This window comes from Pantoea sp. EA-12, assembly GCF_030053355.1.
Lineage (GTDB): Bacteria > Pseudomonadota > Gammaproteobacteria > Enterobacterales > Enterobacteriaceae > Pantoea > Pantoea vagans_C.
The window spans coordinates 298,358-315,334 of sequence record NZ_JASGBY010000003.1; the positions used below are offsets into that span (position 1 = coordinate 298,358).

The window sequence follows — 16,977 nt, forward strand, 5'->3', positions numbered from 1 at the left end:
AGGCGCAGGTGCGTTGGCTGCTCTCGTTCCCCCGAGCTCATCGGGTGTCTCTCGGTTGCCGCCTGCCTGCATCATGAATGGTTTGGGATAGCAATATTCTGGCGCGAGCTGTCCCTCGCGCCTTTTTTCTGTCTTCAGCGCATCAATTCATGCGTTTCCGCCGCCACGCGTTCCAATACTCCCACCGCTTGCTCATAGGATTGGATATTGGTGTAGCCAATCACAAGCCCGTAGCGCTTTTGTGTTTGTGTGTACCAGCCGGAAAGCGGTAATACGCGCAGTTGGTGCCGCTGCCAAATCTCTGCCAGTGCCACGTCCTGAATGCCCCGTTGCAGGAAGGCGACAATGTGCATACCGCCATCGGTCAGTTCAAACTCAAACAGCTGGGGAAAACAGTGCTGGAGTGCATCCAGCATCATGCGACGTCGCTGCTGGTACAGTGTGCGCATCTTCTTGATGTGACGATAGAAATGCCCTTCACTGAGAAACTGCGCCAGAATTTTTTGCGGCAACAGCGGCATGCCGGTTTCCAGGATCTCACCCAGCTCACGGAAGCGCTCAATGGTCTCTTGCGGCATCACCAGGTAACCGACGCGCATGGCGGGCATCATGGTTTTGCTGAAGGTACCGGTATAAATCACGCGATCGTGAGCATCCAGGCTTTTTAGCGCGGGGATCACTTTGCGCGTGTAGTGAAACTCCCCGTCGTAATCATCTTCGATGATCCAGCTCTGATTCTGCTGCGCCCACTCCAGCAATTGATGCTTGCGCGGCAAAGAGAGCGTGACAGCCAAAGGGCTATGATGCGTGGGCGTCACCACCGCAAAGCGTGCGTCTGAGTGATAACGTTGCAAATAATCAACATCAACGCCTTCACGGTCCACTGGCACGTAGTGCAGATTAGGTGCGATGCGCTTCAACAGTTTCTGGCCAAAGAAGTAGCCGGGATCTTCAAATAACACCTTGTCATGAGGATGCGCTAACACCGCGAGAATCAGTCGCAGATTCGCGCGGTAGCCGGTGGTGATGAAGATCTGCTCCGGCTGGCAATTCAGCCCGCGTGAGATATTCAGATAACTGGCGATAGCTGTACGCAGCGGCTGATAGCCCATGATCGAGGGCATGATCATCTCGTCCGGACGCAATGTGCGCGCCGCCTTGCCAGAAATCAGCAGCCACTTTTTGTGCGGAAACTCATCTAAGGCTGGAATGCCCAGCCGCAGCTCGCCTTTGCTTTCAATTACCGGGCGCTCAAGACGGGCGGGCTCTGGCGCAGGTGAGACCGGTGACGCATCGCCGAGATTGAGTGCGGGATTCACACGCGTACCTCTGGCGCCCTGGCTCACGAAATAGCCTTCACCGATCAGGATTTCATAGGCGGTTTCGATGGTTTTCCGCGCCACTTGCAGCTCACTGGCCAGCACCCGGATCGCAGGCACACGATCGCCCGGCTTCAAGCGCCCTGCCACAATCTGATCGCGATAGCGCGTATAGATCTCTTTGTAGCCCATCTTATGTCCTACCTGTTTTTACCGATATTGACCCTTTTCCCTCAGACATAGAAGTTTAAGATGCCTGCATTCGTCGCGCTATCTCATTAAGGGGAATTCATGAAACTGCTGCACATTCAGGTCAGCCCGGATCTGGCCGGATCGGCCTCACGCATCGCCTCGGCGCGGTTGGTTGAGAAACTGCGCGCGCAGCATGGCGATCTGGAAGAGACCATTGTCGATTTGGCACAGCATCCGCTGCCACACCTCGACGCCTTCACCATCGGCGCTTTCTTTACCCGCCCTGAGGAGCGTAACGATGAACAGCGTGCTGCGATTGCCACATCCGAAAAACTGGTGGATCAGCTGTTTGCCTGCGACACCCTGGTTATCTCATCGCCGATGTGGAACCTCGGCTTGCCGTCAGTGTTAAAAGCCTGGTTCGACCACATCACCCGTGCCGGAAGGACCTTCGCCTTTACTGCAGAAGGCACCAAAGTGGGCCTGGTAAACGGCAAAAAAGTCTACAGCGTGGTCGCCAGCGGCAGCGTGTTTGCCCACGGCCCCTTTGTACAGGATGACCAGTTCACGCCTTACATTCGCGTGGCGCTGGAATACATCGGCATCACCGATGTGAATTTTATTCGTGTTGATGGCACCCATGATCCCATCAGCCGCGACACCGCCTTACCCCATGCTCTGCAAGCTATTGACCGTCTATTCTGAATGAGGAAAACATCATGACTTCACGTGTTAACCATTTTAAAACTGCGCCAGCGCTGGCCAAGTCTATGTCCGATTTCTCCAACACCGTTGCCAATACCGCGCTGGAGAAATCACTGAAACATCTGATCGATATCCGTGCCTCGCAGCTGAATCACTGCGCCTTCTGCCTGGATATGCATGTAAAACAGGCGAAGATTGATGGCGAGCGCGAACTGCGTCTTCATCATGTGTCAATCTGGCGTGAGTCTCCGCTGTTCAGCGCCCGCGAAAAAGTGGCCTTTGCGCTGACTGAAGCCCTGACCCGCATCGGCGAGCAGGGTGTCGATGAAGCGCTGTACGGTGAGTTGCGTGAGCACTTCTCTGAGAGTGAAATCAGTGAGCTGACTTTCAAGATTGCCGCCATCAACACCTGGAACCGTTTGATGATCTTATCGCAGATGGCTCCGGGCACACTCGACAGCGCTTATGGGTTAGATCGTGCTGATTTGCGTTAATTTTTCCCGCCAGTAGCCACTGCTGCTGGCGTTATCATGTTCATCTGCGCTGCCTGACGCTATAGTGAGATTTTGCACCACACAGGACAGCGCGCATGAAAGGCATCAACATTGCGATTTACTTCGACCCCGACCTGATTCGCATCTGCGTTCACCAGCAGGATGAGAGCTATCTCAGCCAGACGTTCAATTACGACGACAGCGTCATTGAAGAGATATATCAATGGCTGGAGCAGTTCACCCCGAATCGCACTCACATTTGCCTGATTGAGCACGATACTGCCGATATCCTTGCCGATGAACTGGTGGATAACGGTTATCACGTCCATCAGGTCAGCCAACACGACCTCTTAAGCTGGTTTGCCAGCGAGCCGCCGACGACGCCCGATGGTTCCCCCGTGCGTGCGCTGCTGCGCTATCTGGAAAATGAAAAGCCCGCTGAATATCAGTCACGCACGCCACAGATTGAAACGCTGATGGATATGCTGGATGAGCTGGACGATCTGGAAGCCGTGGATGAAGTCGAGGATGAAGATGGCTTGCCCGATGACGTTCTGCGTCTGATGAAGCAGAAAAAAATCACCGCTGGTGAAGCGGCACAGCGTTTGCTGCCAGAGGTGAATGAGCGCATTCGCGAGCATCTGATTAGCTACCCAGAACTGATGACGCCAGAACTGCTGGAGGATTTCTTCCCCGAGCTGCTGGAAGCGCTGGAAACGCCGAAGCATTGATCATTTCAGGTGCGCATAAATGCGCATCCTTCAGATTGTAAGGTCGCCAATTATGGCGACCTTTTAAACCACATCCTTGGGAAAAAAGATGTTTGAACTGTTTAAGGCCATCGGTCTGGGATTGGTGGTGCTGTTGCCACTGGCTAACCCGTTGACCACGGTGGCGCTGTTTCTCGGTCTTGCGGGAGACATGAATTTCCAGGAACGTAATCGCCAGTCTTTGCAGGCGTCGATTTACGTGTTCCTCATCATGATGGTGGCGTGGTATGCCGGTAATGCGGTGCTGCACACCTTTGGCATCTCAATTCCTGGCCTGCGTATGGCGGGCGGGCTTATCGTCGCTTTTATCGGTTTTCGTATGCTGTTCCCCGCCAAACCCGTGGGCCATTCGGTGGAAGCCGAGCATAAACAGGATGAAATCGACGCCAACATAAAGCGCGAAAGCGTGAATATCGCTTTCGTACCGCTGGCGATGCCGAGCACGGCGGGTCCTGGCACCATTGCGATGATCATCAGCTCCGCGTCAACGGTGAAATCTGGCGTCGATTTCCCTGACTGGGTGGTGACGGTAGCGCCGGTGCTGACGTTCCTGGCCGTGGCGGTGATTTTGTGGATTTCGCTGCGCAGTTCGGGCGCCATAATGAAGCTGGTCGGTAAAGGCGGAATTGAAGCGATTTCGCGTCTGATGGGCTTCTTGTTGGTGTGTATGGGCGTGCAGTTTGTGATTAACGGCGTGTTAGAAGTGGTGCGGAGTTTTCACTAAAATCCAGGGCGCCATCAATGGCGCACCTGGTTTTCAATTTTTTATTTCAAAGTCTTACGTACGTCTGCAACCTGATCTTTGGTCACCGCTGGTGCATTGTTGCTCCAACCCTGACGGATAAAGGTCGCCAACTGCGCCACTTCATCGTCCGTCAAACGCTGACCAAAGCCCGGCATCGCCAGTGTTGACGGTGCTTTCTCAGTCGATGGCTGCTGTGCACCCGCAAGGATGGTGTGGATCAAACCGGTCGGATCTTTGGCATTTACAATTGTTGCCTGATCCAGCTCTGGGAAGATACCTGGCGCACCTTTGCCGGTCACGAAGTGACACGCACCGCAGTTATCGATGTACAGACGCTCACCTTCCGACAGATTTTTCGCTGCGGTCAGTTTCGCTTCCGTTGCCTGCTGCTTCTGCACGTTGTATGCCTGCAGTGGCGGGTTGCCGCCAATAAACTTCAGGTAAGCGGCAATCGCTTTCAGATCGGCATCGGTCATGTGTGAGCTGGAGTGCTCAATCACTGACTTCATCTCTCCGCCCACTGCCGCTTTGTCGTTACGGCCGGTTTGCAGGTAATCGACGATCTCCTGCTCGCTCCAGCGCGGCAAACCACGCAATGACGGCACATCCCAGTTATTCAGGCTGCCACCGGCCAGGAACTGATCGTCACCGCTATCCAGTGCTTTCTCGTTCATGCCCAGACCGCGCGGCGTATGACAGCTGCCGCAGTGGCCAAGACTTTCCACGATGTAAGCACCGCGATTCACTTCTTCAGACGCGCCGCCAATTGGCTGGAACGGTTTGTCAGAGGTAAACGCCCAGTTCCAGAAGCGCATGCCCCAGCGCTGGCTGAACGGGAAGCTCAGTTTGGTCTCTTCTGGCTGCTCGCTGCTCGGCTTCACGCCTTTCATGAAGTAGACATACAGCGCGTGCATGTCTTCATCACTGATTTTGGCGTAATCCGGATAAGGCATCGCCGGATAGAGGCGTGAACCATCTGGCAGTACACCTTTGCGCACCGCATCGGAGAACTGCTGCTCGCTGTAATTGCCGATACCGTGTTCTTTGTCCGGCGTAATGTTGGTGGAGAAGATGGTGCCAAGATTCGACTCAATCGCCAAACCACCGGCATAATCCGCCTTGCCCGCCACGGTATGGCACGCCATGCAGTCGCCAAGGCGTGACAGATATTCGCCCTGCTTGATCAGTGCGGCTTCATCTTCCGCGTGTGCCTGTACCGCAAAGCTTCCCAGCAGCACGGCGTTAGCGATTAACAATGATTTTAATTTCATGTGCTTATGCCTGTACCAGTGGACCGGGGTTTTTCAGATAGTGTTCTTTGATCGCCTGCGCCGCCATCAGGGTAATCGCGCCGATGGTATCGGTCGGGTTCGCCTGGAAGTTTTGCGGGAAGGCATTACCGCCCGGTACAAACACGTTATGCACATCCCAGCTCTGCAGGTATTTGTTCAGCGCCGAGGTTTTAGGGTTATCGCCCATGACGGCACCGCCCACGTTGTGGGTAGAAACGTATTTGGTCAGGTCAAAGTCCGCGCCCATTGGCAGGAAGCTCATGCTCATGCTGTCTGGATTCAACTCTTTCGCGATATCACCGACGATGCCTTTCAGGTGCTGTTGCAGCTTGAGTTCGTTCTCTTTCCAGTTGAACGTCATGCGCAGCAGCGGCTGGCCACGATGGTCGGTGTAGTGTGGATCCAGATCCAGATAGATATCGCGATACGACTGGCAAGTGGTCGTGATGCTGATCTTCATGGAATGGTTGTACCACTGCTCCAGCCCCTCTTTGTAACCCATACCCCAGCTTGGCGTGCCTTTCGGCAGTGCTGCTGCCATGGGTGTACCGGTGGCCTGCGAACTGTGGATCTTCGCGCCGCCGAGGAAACCAAGGCCTGGACCGTCGAAGTTACCTGGTGAGATGTCGTTGAACATCTGGCCCGTCGCGCCCGCAGTAGCGTAAGAGTTGAAGTTCTTGTCTTTGAAGAACAGAGTTGCACCGCCGTTCGACAGGAACGCGTAGTTACGACCTACCACACCCTCTTCGGTGATTGGGTTGTACGGCTTGCCAATGCCGGACAGCAGCATCAGACGCACGTTGTACAGCTGGAAGCTGGAGAGCACCACGATTTTGGCCGGCTGGAACACTTCATTGCCGTCCACATCGAAGTAGAGAACGCCCTTCGCGGTTTTGCCATCATCATGCAGAACCACTTTGTACACTTCAGCGTGCACTTCGTATGAGAAGTTCGGCAGACGCTTCAGCGCATCCATCACCGCGGTTTGTGGCGAAGCTTTCGAGTAGTTCAGGCACGGGTATTTCGAGCAGTAACCGCAGTAGTTACAAGGCGCAATTTGGTTGCCGTACGGGTTTTTCCACGCGCGTGAAACGCACGCAGACGGGTTCGGGAACGGATGGTAACCGAGTTTAGTGGCCGCCTCTTTGAACATCACGTTGTTCAGCGTGTCTTCCAGCGCTGGCAGCGGATAAGGTTCAGAGCGTGGTCCTTCAAACGGATCGCCGCCTTCCAGAATCTGACCGCGCAAGTTGCCGGTGTTACCCGACTGGCCGCAAATCAGTTCAAATTTGTAGTAATACGGCTCGATCTCTTCCCAGGTGAACGGGAAGTCCATCACGCGCATATCTTCCTGCAATACGCCTGGCTTGTAAGCCTGATCGACATAGGTCTTCAGCTTGATGTCGGTCGGCGTTGGACGAATCAGTACTGCCGTCCAGTGCATACCTGCGCCACCCACTCCAGTACCCGGAGCAAATGCACCCCATTTACGGGTTGGCAGTGCCGTCTGGCTCATGTTGTAACGCACGGTGACCGCCACTTCTTTCGGGGTCGCGAACACTTTGTTACGGACGTTGTAGGCGTATTCATCCGCCGGTTTCGGGTAGGCGAAATCCGGGTAATCACGCTCACCGCCACGCTCTAACGCGCGTACTTCTAATCCTGCTAATGCCAGTTCGATACTCATCAACGAACCGGCCCAGCCGAGGCCGCAAACGACGACGTCGACTTCTTTCTTTGTAATCTGTGCCATGTTAATCCTGTCTCACATACCAAATACGGGGGGAGGCTTAGGCGCGCTCACCCAAGAGGCTGACCGGTCCCAGCGGGTACGGCACGTTGTGCTGTTTCACCCATTCGGTGAAGCTGGCACGCGCACCAGGGAAGCCGATAGCAATCCAGGCTTTCATGCCTTTGTTGCCGCCGTACATCGGATCGGCGAGGTAGCCGTGTTTGGTATCTGCAAGCAGTTGGCCAAAGAACTGCGAGGCTTTCAGATTCGGCTCGCCCAGTGCAGCGAAGTCGATACCGTCGTTTTTGTTGACCTTGGTCAGCACCGCATCTTTCTCTTCCAGCGACAGCTCGTGGAACGCCTTTTGATAGGTGCTCTGTGTCCACTGATTCACCAGTTTAATCCCGGTGTGATACATCTCTTGCGGGGTAAACGGAATTTGATAACCCATGGTGGCAGGCGCATGCACATCAAATGGACCCTGCATGTAGATTTCGCCGCCAAACTCAGGCGTATGTAACTGCTGATCGATAAAGATTGGTACGTTGGTTTCCAGTGCACCAGGTGCTTTGCCATTACCACCGGCCGGAATCAGACGGTCGGTCGCAGCCAGAATGAACTGCCACTCCTCCGCGCTGAAAAAGATCGGTTTATAGTCGGCGAGTTCAGGTGCTGCCATTTCCGCAGCTTGCGCCGCAGTTAATCCCTTAAATACCAGGTCGCTTAATGGCAAAGCCAACAGCGACCCGAGTAAAAACTTACGTCTGGTGGTCGGTTTATTAAGAAGCATGGCGCGACGACTCTCACTTGCTAAGAAAGATAATTATTCTTGTTAATGGTTTTATAAATCGGTAAAGAACCTGGCAATCTTAGGGATACAGATATTTCTGAATGTAAAAATTAAATTAAAGATGTGTTTTGATGAGAAACCATCATCATGTTGAATTTAGGTTAAGGGCTGGTAAAGGGCTTTCGAGGCGGGAATTTCGCTTTTAACCGTACAAATGCTGTGTTTTTAGCGATTCGTGATGGGCAATTGACCAAAACTGATCGCGCAAAGAAATAATCGCGCAAGTCAATCGATGAAAATAAATCATACTTCCATACAAGAGAATTATTCTCATTAATAACATTTTATTTACTTAATTGACCAGCCTGTGAACGATCTATTTCCTGGAAATGACAAGCAGCGCACAAAATAAGCGTGATAATCGCCAAATGTTATCAATTGTTAATTTCTGGCACAGCTCAGAACAAACCGGCATTTTGCCTGAGCAGCAGCAGCGATAGAGTCGATTAATCTATCACTCAGGAAAACAATAAATGCGCGCATTGATTTTGTTGGTCGCTTTATGGGGTAGTGCATTTGCCTTGCAGGCTGCCACACCGAAAGACACGCTAGTGGTCGCCGTGCCGTTGGATGGCATCATCAGTTTCGATCCGGCGGAAAGCTTTGAAACCGTCAGCAACAGCGTGCAGCGCAACATCTACCAGACGCTGGTGGAAGCGGACCGCAACACGCCGCAGAAACTGGCTCCGCTGCTGGCAACCTCATGGCAGACCGGCAGCACGCCGCACAGTTTGGTGTTTAACCTCAAGCCGGGTGCTCGCTTCTCCAGCGGCAATCCGGTGACATCACGAGATGTGATCTTCTCACTGACGCGCGCTGTGCAGTTGAACAAAGCGCCCTCTTTTATCCTCGCTGAATTTGGCTGGACCACTGCCAATATCACCAGCCAGTTTAAGGTGTTGAATGACCATCAACTGGAGATCCAGTGGCCAGCCGCGATTGGCCAGGATCTGGCACTGCGTCTGCTGACCGCGCCGGTGGCATCGGTGGTGGACAGCAAAACCGTGCAGCAACATGCCGCAAATAACGATCTCGGTAACGGCTGGCTGCACACTAACACCGCAGGCAGTGGCGCCTTCACCATCCAGCAATATGTGCCACAGCAGGCGCTGGTGCTGAGCGCCAATAAGCAGGCTAATCCACAGCCGCACCTGAAGCGTGTTTTGCTGAAAGGTGTGGCCGATGCCGGCGCGCGTCGTCTGTTGATTCAGCAGGGTGATGTCGATGTGGCTTACCAGCTGGGGCCGGATCAGATTGATGCGCTGAAAAGCGATAAAAACCTGCGCATCGATGCCTTCCCCTCAAGCCTGGTGTATTACCTCGGCTTTAATACGCAGAACAAAGCACAGCCCGCGCTGGGTAATCCGGCCTTGTGGGAAGCGGCACGCTGGTTGGTAGACTATCAATCCATCTCAAAGGATCTGCTGAAAGGGCAATACAATATTCACCAGAGCTTCCTGCCGCAGGGCTTCGACGGTGCCCTGGACGATCAGCCATTCCATTACGATGTCGCAAAAGCCAAAGCGATATTGGCCAAAGGCGGCATTAAATCGGGCAGCAAATTTGCGCTGACGGTGATCAATCAGCCGCCTTACATTGATGTGGCGCAGGCGCTGCAGGCCAGCTTCGCCAAAGCGGATGTGCACATTGAATTGCAGCCGGTGGCGGAATCCGAGCTGTGGAGCAAAATGCGCGGCCGTGATTTCCAGTCGATCTTTATCTACTGGGGTGCGGATTACGTAGACCCCAACACCAATGCCAGCGCCTTTGCCTACAACGTGCCGGGCGGCTCGAAAACCCTGGCGTGGCGTGTCGGTTGGGAGATACCAGAACTGAGCGCGAAGACGCGGGCAGCCGCAGGCGAAAGTGATGCCGCTAAGCGACGTGAGTTGTATACCGATTTGCAAAAGACGGTTCAGCATAACTCGCCGTTTGTGGTGCTGCTGCAAGGGGCGCAGCAGGTCGCGGTGCGTAATAACGTGAGCCATGTCCAACAGGGTATTGGTGTGAGCCTGCTGTATTTTGATGCGGTGCAGAAGCAGTAACGTCAAATCACTCACACTGATGTAGGGTGCGGCCTTCAAGCTGCGCCCTACAAGATACCCTTCATGGCGCAATAAATTGCGCCGCCACCAGCCTCACTTGCTATTCTTTCAGGCATAACCTGTTGCCTGCGAGTGAAAAAACATGACCACCCCGCTCTTGATTGCTCAAACGCCTGACATCCAGTTATCCCTGCTTTCCAATATGGCCAACCGCCACGGCCTGATCACCGGCGCTACCGGCACCGGGAAAACCGTGACGCTGCAAAAAATCGCCGAATCCTTCTCTAATACTGGCGTACCGGTATTTATGGCCGACGTGAAAGGCGATCTGACGGGCGTGGCCGCTGCCGGGGAAGGTTCAGAAAAACTGCTGGCGCGACTGGAGAAGATCGGTGTGACTGACTGGCAAGCGCAGAAAAATCCGGTGATGGTGTGGGATATTTTTGCCGAGAAAGGTCATCCGGTCCGCGCCACCGTTTCCGATCTCGGCCCGCTGCTGTTGGGGCGTTTGCTCAATCTCAATGAGGTGCAATCCGGCGTATTACAAATCATCTTCCGCATTGCAGACGACCAGGGCTTACTGCTGCTGGATTTCAAAGATCTGCGCGCCATGACGCAGTACATCGGCGATAACGCCAAATCCTTCCAGACCCAGTACGGCAATATCAACAGCGCCTCGGTAGGCGCCATTCAGCGCGGTCTGCTGGCGCTGGAGCAGCAAGGTGCCGAACACTTCTTTGGTGAACCGATGCTGGATATCCGTGACTGGATGCGCTGTGACAGCGAGGGCAAAGGGTTTATCAATATCCTGTCCGCAGAGAAGCTCTACCAGATGCCAAAACTTTATGCCACCAGCTTGCTGTGGCTGTTGGCTGAGCTGTACGAGCAACTGCCGGAAGCGGGTGATGTGGATAAGCCAAAAATGGTGTTCTTCTTTGATGAAGCGCACTTGCTGTTTACCGATGCTCCACCGGTTTTACTGGAAAAAGTCGAACAGGTGATTCGCCTGATTCGCTCCAAAGGCGTTGGCGTTTACTTCGTGACGCAGAACCCGGCAGATATTCCTGACAACGTGCTCGGTCAATTGGGTAACCGCGTGCAGCATGCCCTGCGCGCCTTCACGCCGAAGGACCAGAAAGCGGTGAAAAGCGCCGCCGAAACCATGCGCGCCAATCCCGCCTTTGACACGGTCGAGGCGATCCAGGCACTCGGCACTGGCGAAGCGCTGATTTCATTTCTCGATGAAAAAGGCAGCCCATCAATGGTGCAGCGCGCAATGGTGATCGCGCCCGGCTCACGCATGGGGCCGATCAATCAGGATGAGCGTAACGGCCTGATCAATAACTCTCCTTTGTACGGTAAATACGATACCGAAGTGGATCGCGAATCTGCGTTTGAGATGCTGCAAAAAGGGGTACAGGCCGCGCCGCAGCAAGCCAGTGCGCCCGAAGCAAAAGGCAATAACGTCGACGTTGATGATGGCATTCTGGGTGGGTTGAAGGACATTCTGTTTGGCACCACCGGACCGCGTGGCGGGAAGCGCGATGGTGTGGTGCAGAGCGTGGCCAAGAGCGCGGCGCGTCAGGTGACCAATCAGATCATTCGTGGGGTGCTGGGCAGCCTGATGGGCGGGCGTCGTCGGTAACCTGTTGATTTAATGTGCCATCCGTAGCGGCGCCTCTATCCGTGGGAATAAGTTGGCAGGCCCGCGCGATGAATCGCGCTGCTACGCTTGGGTGCCAGGGCGTGCCTTGGCGAACAGAACTCTGTGGTCTGCTAAGATCGGTATATGGATAAACATCAACAACTCATACGGAGTAAGCGCTTAGCGCTGTCGTTGCTGCTGATTGCCGCCGCGACTTTTGTGGTCACGCTATTTCTACCGCCCAATTTTTGGGTGCTGGGGCTAAAGGCGATTGCGGAAGCCTCGATGGTCGGTGCGCTGGCGGACTGGTTTGCGGTGGTGGCGCTGTTTCGTCGCGTGCCGGTGCCATTTATCTCACGCCATACGGCGATTATCCCGCGCAATAAAGATCGTATCGGCGAGAATCTTGGCCGCTTCGTGCAGGAGAAATTTCTCGATACCGACTCACTGCTGGCGCTGATTCGTCGCCATGATCCCTCGCAGCTGCTGGCGCAATGGCTCAATACCCCCGGCAATGCCGATCGCATCGGCCGTCATCTGTTACAGGTGATGCGCGGTTTTCTCGACCTGACTGATGATGAACGTATTCAACGCTTTATCCGACGTGCGGTGCACCGGGCGCTGGATAAGGTCGATCTCACTCAATCCAGCGCGCTACTGCTCGACAGCCTGACCAAAAACAATCGCCATCAGGAACTACTGGATGCCGCCGTTCAGCAACTGCTACGCCTGCTGCATAAGCCTGGTACGCGAGAGTTTATTGCCACGCAGATTGTGCGCTGGCTTAAGCGCGAGCATCCGATCAAAGCCAAAATGCTGCCAACCGAATGGCTGGGCGAGCACAGCGCAGATCTAGTGGCGAATGCGGTCGATTCGATTCTGGACCAGGTGGCACTCGATCAGGGCCATGAATTGCGGCTCGGTTTTAACCGTGCGGTACAACGGTTGATTGAGAAGCTAAAAACCGATCCCGAAATGGCGGAGCGTGCCGAGGTGATCAAGAACTGGTTGAAAGAGGATGAGTCACTGAATCGCTACATCGGCGAACTGTGGCAAGACCTGCGCAACTGGCTTAAAGCGGATCTCGCCAGCGATGATTCCCGCGTTCAGGAGCGCGTGAGACTGGCGGCGCTGTGGTTCGGTGAAACTCTTGCCGCCGATGAAACGCTACGCATCTCAATGAATCAGCATCTGGAAGACGCCGCACGCAGTGTGGCACCTGAGTTTGCCGAGTTCCTGACTCGCCACATCAGCGATACGGTGAAAAGTTGGGATGCGCGGGAGATGTCACAACAGATCGAGCTGAACATCGGCCGCGATTTGCAGTTTATCCGCATTAACGGGACGCTGGTGGGCGGGACGATTGGCCTGATCTTGTATTTGCTTTCACAGTTACCCGCAATTATTCCCACTCTTTAATCTGCTGTTGACCAGCACCACAGGCGGCCGCAAGGTCGTCTCCTGCCCTCTTCTCCCCTGACTTTCATCTATTTTCACTTACCAGATCACAATTTCATCAATTTTCATTTATATTCACATTAACTTTCATTTAATGTCACATCGTCTTTTAAAATGAAAGGAAAAGAAAATGAACCGTATTACTCAACAGATGGCACGCATGATCGATTTAAGTGCTGTGCAAGCCACCAACACCGAAGCCGATATTCGCCAGTGCGCCGAGTTGGCGATTCGCTACAACATTATCGCTATTCATGTTTTGCCCTGCTGGACGCGCTTTCTGAGCACATTGCTGCCAGAGCAAGGGCGTGGCGAGATCATGATTGGCGGCCCGGTTGGCTTCCCCAGCGGCGGCCATGCCACAGAGACTAAAGTGCAGGAAGTACGCCAACTGATTTGCGATGGTGCGCGTGAAGTCGACATGGTGGTGAATATTGGCAAAGTGCTGTCAGGGCGTTTTGATGAAGTGAAACAGGATCTGCAACGCGTGGTTGAAGCCGCAGATCCGATCGAAGCCAAAGTGATCCTCGAAACCCACTACCTCAACGAGCAGCAGATTCGCCGTGTGTGCGACATCGCGGTTGAGGCCGGTATGAAGTGGATTAAAACATCGACCGGCTGGGCGGCCAGCGGCGCCACTGAAGAAAAAGTCGCCATCATTGCCGATCAGCTACAAGGCCGTTTACGCATCAAAGGATCGGGCGGTATCCGCGATCTCGATACCATTCGCACACTCTACCGCTTGGGTGTGCGCCGCTTTGGTATGAGTGCCAGCGCCACTGAAAAAGTACTCGCACAGCTGGAACAAGATCCCTCGCTGTTCCCAGAACTGGCTCAAGACTGAATTAAACGCTGCAACTCTCCGGCGTGATATGGAGTGAATAATGAAAAAAAACCTTCTTACCCTCGACATAGGCACTGGCAGCGCACGAGCTGCCCTTGTCACTACCGACGGCGATATTGTCGGTTTCGCTCAACGTGAGTATTCGCAGACAAGCCCGCAGCCAGGCTGGGTGGAACAAGCCCCTTCGCTGTGGTGGCTGTCTGTTTGCGACGGCATCCGGGAACTGAATACGCGCTTTGGCGCGGAGATGGCGCAGGTCGCCGCGATTGCGGTATGCGGCCAAATGCATGGCACTGTACTGCTCGACAGCGCAGGCCACTTGGTGGAAGACCGCGCACTGCTGTGGAACGACAAACGTGCATGGGCGCAGGTTGCCGCCTTCCGCGAGCAGGAAGATGCACTGTTCTGGCTTGAGCATCTGAACAATCCGCCAACGCCTGCATGGCCAGCCTTTAAGTTGCAATGGATTCGCGAAAACTATCCTGATGTATGGACACGCGTCGCCAGCGTACTGATGCCAAAAGACTTTATCAATTTCCGTTTAACCGGCGTGCGCGCCACCGATTACAGTGAAGCGTCCTGCTATTACCTGATGGATAGCACAACGCGCGAGTGGTCCTCCGCTGCACTGGATCGTTTCCAGCTCTCTGCCAGCTTGCTGCCGAAAATCCACCTCGCGAGCGACGTGATCGGGGTGGTCAGCCCCGCAGCTGCCCAGGAAATCGGCTTGCTGCCGGGCATCCCGGTGGTGGCGGGCACTGCCGATATGGCCGCCAGCTTGCTGGGTTCCGGTGTTTATCAACCGGGACAAGCCTCCGACAGCACCGGCACATCTACCTTAATCACTGTCGTCAGTGACGCGCCGCTGCTACATACGCAAGTCAACAATCTGCACTTGAGCAACAACGCATGGGGCGGATTTACGCTGCTGGATGCGGGTGGCGATGCAATGCGCTGGGCACGTGAAGCCTTTGGCGGCAGTCAGCATTCCCATCCCGATATGCTGCGCCTCGCTGCAGAGAAGAAACCCGGCGCGGAAGGCTTACTGTTCCTGCCTTATCTCACCGGTGAACGCTTAGCTGAGAAGGGTAACTCGCGCGGCCAACTGTTTGGCTTACAGCGCCGCCACGACGCTGGGCATTTGTATCGCGCGGTGTTGGAGGGCGTGGCATTTGCCTCCTGGCGCAATCTGCGTCAACTGAGCGAATGCTGCACCATGCCCGATAGCATTATCGCCTCCGGCGGTGGGTCTCGCAGTGAGCTGTGGCTGAGTATCAAAGCCTCTGTGTATAACCGGCCCATTCTGCAAACCGTCAATCAGGAAAACGGCACGCTCGGCTGCGCCATCCTCGCCGCCACCGGCATTGGTCACTTCAATGACCTTGGCGACGGCGTGCAGCGCATGGTGCACATTGCGGGTGAGATTCAGCCCGATGCGCGCCTACACGAAGCCTATCAACGTCAGTTCGACATCTTCGACCAACTTTATGTACAGGCACAACCGCTGTGGGATCGCCTCGATGCGGCAACCGCCTGTTTTGAGGAGCAGGGATCATGAGCGAAATTTCGATTAAAAAGCAGGATGAAGTCGCAGGCGCGCACGGCGAAACACTGGATCGCAGCGCCTATTTACCGGCCACGCCATGGCTGCAGTTGTTGATGGTATGCTGCCTGTTTGCCTTGTGGGGCATGGCAGGCAACCTGAATGACATCTTGATCGCCCAGTTTAAAAAGGGCTTCGATCTTAGCGACACACAAACCGCGCTGGTGCAGTCGATCTTCTTCCTCGGCTACTTTCTCGTGGCGCTGCCTGCGGCGGCGGTGATTAAGCGCTACTCGTACAAAGTGGCGATTATCATCGGATTATGTTTGTACGCAGCGGGCTGTTTCCTGTTTATTCCAGCTGCACACGCCATGACTTACGCTGCGTTTCTGGGTTGCCTCGGAGTGATTGCCAGCGGCTTATCATTCCTCGAAACCTCGGCTAACACCTATTCGAGCTTACTCGGCACCGCAGAAACTTCCACGCAACGCATTAACTTCTCGCAGATTTTCAACTCGGTCGGCGTGATTATGGGCGTGGTGATTGGGCAACAGCTAATCTTTAACAAAGACGATCTCACACACGATCAACTGGCGGCGCTGCCTGTTGACGTCGCAGATGGCATCCGCCAGCAAATGGTTTCGCAAGTGGTCACGCCGTACCTGATTATCGGTTCGATTTTGGTCGTGTTGGCGCTGGTGTTTGTCGCGGTGAAATTCCCGGCATGTAAACCCGCGGCGAAGACGGATGCGCCGAGCCAGCCGCTGAGCCAATCGCTGAAGAAATTATGGTCTATTCCTCGCTTCCGTATGGGCGTGCTATCGCAGTTTCTCTATGTCGGTGCGCAGGTCGGTTTGTGGAGCTTCACTATTCGCTTCGTGCAGCTGATTGAACACGGCACCAGCGAACATTCGGCGACCTGGTGGTTAATCGCTACATTGCTGTGCTACTCAGCCGGCAAAGTGGTGACCACCGCGCTAATGAAACGCTACAGCCCAGCGTTACTGCTCGGTATTTTCTGCTCGATCTGCGTGGTACTGCTGGTGTTTGCGGTCAGTGAGAAAAGCATGGTAGCGGTGGTTGCCATTATGGCGGTGAACTTCTGTATGGCACTATGCTGGCCGACCAACTTTGGCTTGACCATCAAGGGGATGGGCGCTGAAACGCAATTGGCAGGTTCGATTGTGGTGATGTCGATTATTGGCGGTGCGGTCATTCCGTTGGTGATGGGCATTATGTCGGACATGAACGGCGGCGATATGCAATTTGCCTTTAGCATTCCGCTGGTTTGCTTTGCTTACGTCGCCTTCTTCGGATTTTGGTGCCAGCGTAAAGGGGTGTGA

The 16,977-nt window shown here is 54.5% G+C and carries 14 protein-coding genes; 10 read left to right on the forward strand and 4 right to left on the reverse strand.

Features of this window, described 5'->3' with window-relative positions; genetic code table 11:
• Positions 1-134 precede the first annotated feature (134 nt).
• On the reverse strand, positions 135-1,511 hold the full coding sequence (pdxR, locus tag QMZ30_RS06585) for a MocR-like pyridoxine biosynthesis transcription factor PdxR (RefSeq protein ID WP_283226789.1): 1,377 nt from the start codon (positions 1,509-1,511) through the stop codon (positions 135-137).
• 99 nt (positions 1,512-1,610) lie between these two features.
• On the opposite strand from pdxR, the gene QMZ30_RS06590 reads away from it, so the two are divergent.
• From QMZ30_RS06590 to QMZ30_RS06605, 4 genes are all read left to right on the forward strand, one after another.
• The gene (locus QMZ30_RS06590) at positions 1,611-2,216 is read left to right on the forward strand and encodes an FMN-dependent NADH-azoreductase (protein WP_283226790.1); all 606 of its coding nucleotides are present in this window, start codon (positions 1,611-1,613) and stop codon (positions 2,214-2,216) included.
• Positions 2,217-2,230: 14 nt separating this feature from the next.
• Positions 2,231-2,710, forward strand: a complete 480-nt coding sequence (locus QMZ30_RS06595) for a carboxymuconolactone decarboxylase family protein (protein ID WP_283226791.1) — start codon at positions 2,231-2,233, stop codon at positions 2,708-2,710.
• A gap of 95 nt (positions 2,711-2,805) precedes the next feature.
• Positions 2,806-3,441, forward strand: coding sequence for a Mic1 family protein (locus QMZ30_RS06600; protein WP_283226792.1), 636 nt, complete (start codon positions 2,806-2,808; stop codon positions 3,439-3,441).
• A gap of 88 nt (positions 3,442-3,529) precedes the next feature.
• A complete protein-coding gene (locus tag QMZ30_RS06605) occupies positions 3,530-4,204 on the forward strand; it encodes a MarC family NAAT transporter (protein WP_039327634.1) in 675 nt (224 codons plus the stop codon).
• A gap of 41 nt (positions 4,205-4,245) precedes the next feature.
• Here QMZ30_RS06605 and QMZ30_RS06610 read toward each other — a convergent pair whose 3' ends face one another.
• From QMZ30_RS06610 to QMZ30_RS06620, 3 genes are read right to left on the reverse strand one after another with little or no spacing between them, the layout of a single operon-like run.
• Positions 4,246-5,496, reverse strand: a complete 1,251-nt coding sequence (locus tag QMZ30_RS06610; protein WP_283226793.1) for a c-type cytochrome — start codon at positions 5,494-5,496, stop codon at positions 4,246-4,248.
• A gap of 4 nt (positions 5,497-5,500) precedes the next feature.
• A complete protein-coding gene (locus QMZ30_RS06615) occupies positions 5,501-7,270 on the reverse strand; it encodes a GMC family oxidoreductase (protein WP_039327630.1) in 1,770 nt (589 codons plus the stop codon).
• Between the two features lie 37 nt (positions 7,271-7,307).
• Positions 7,308-8,039 (reverse strand): gluconate 2-dehydrogenase subunit 3 family protein, encoded by a 732-nt coding sequence (locus tag QMZ30_RS06620; protein ID WP_283226794.1) that lies wholly within the window; start codon positions 8,037-8,039, stop codon positions 7,308-7,310.
• A 533-nt stretch (positions 8,040-8,572) separates the two neighbouring features.
• On the opposite strand from QMZ30_RS06620, the gene QMZ30_RS06625 reads away from it, so the two are divergent.
• The 6 genes from QMZ30_RS06625 (at position 8,573) to fucP (ending at position 16,977) form a co-directional block, all read left to right on the forward strand.
• A complete protein-coding gene (locus QMZ30_RS06625; RefSeq protein ID WP_283226795.1) occupies positions 8,573-10,144 on the forward strand; it encodes an ABC transporter substrate-binding protein in 1,572 nt (523 codons plus the stop codon).
• Positions 10,145-10,286: 142 nt separating this feature from the next.
• A complete protein-coding gene (locus tag QMZ30_RS06630) occupies positions 10,287-11,789 on the forward strand; it encodes a helicase HerA-like C-terminal domain-containing protein (RefSeq protein ID WP_283226796.1) in 1,503 nt (500 codons plus the stop codon).
• A 144-nt stretch (positions 11,790-11,933) separates the two neighbouring features.
• On the forward strand, positions 11,934-13,208 hold the full coding sequence (locus tag QMZ30_RS06635) for a DUF445 domain-containing protein (RefSeq protein WP_283226797.1): 1,275 nt from the start codon (positions 11,934-11,936) through the stop codon (positions 13,206-13,208).
• Between the two features lie 169 nt (positions 13,209-13,377).
• Positions 13,378-14,091, forward strand: a complete 714-nt coding sequence (deoC, locus tag QMZ30_RS06640) for a deoxyribose-phosphate aldolase (protein WP_283226798.1) — start codon at positions 13,378-13,380, stop codon at positions 14,089-14,091.
• A 40-nt stretch (positions 14,092-14,131) separates the two neighbouring features.
• On the forward strand, positions 14,132-15,649 hold the full coding sequence (locus QMZ30_RS06645; RefSeq protein ID WP_283226799.1) for a xylulokinase: 1,518 nt from the start codon (positions 14,132-14,134) through the stop codon (positions 15,647-15,649).
• The gene (gene fucP / locus QMZ30_RS06650) at positions 15,646-16,977 is read left to right on the forward strand and encodes an L-fucose:H+ symporter permease (RefSeq protein ID WP_283226800.1); all 1,332 of its coding nucleotides are present in this window, start codon (positions 15,646-15,648) and stop codon (positions 16,975-16,977) included. Before QMZ30_RS06645 ends, fucP begins: the two co-directional genes overlap by 4 nt.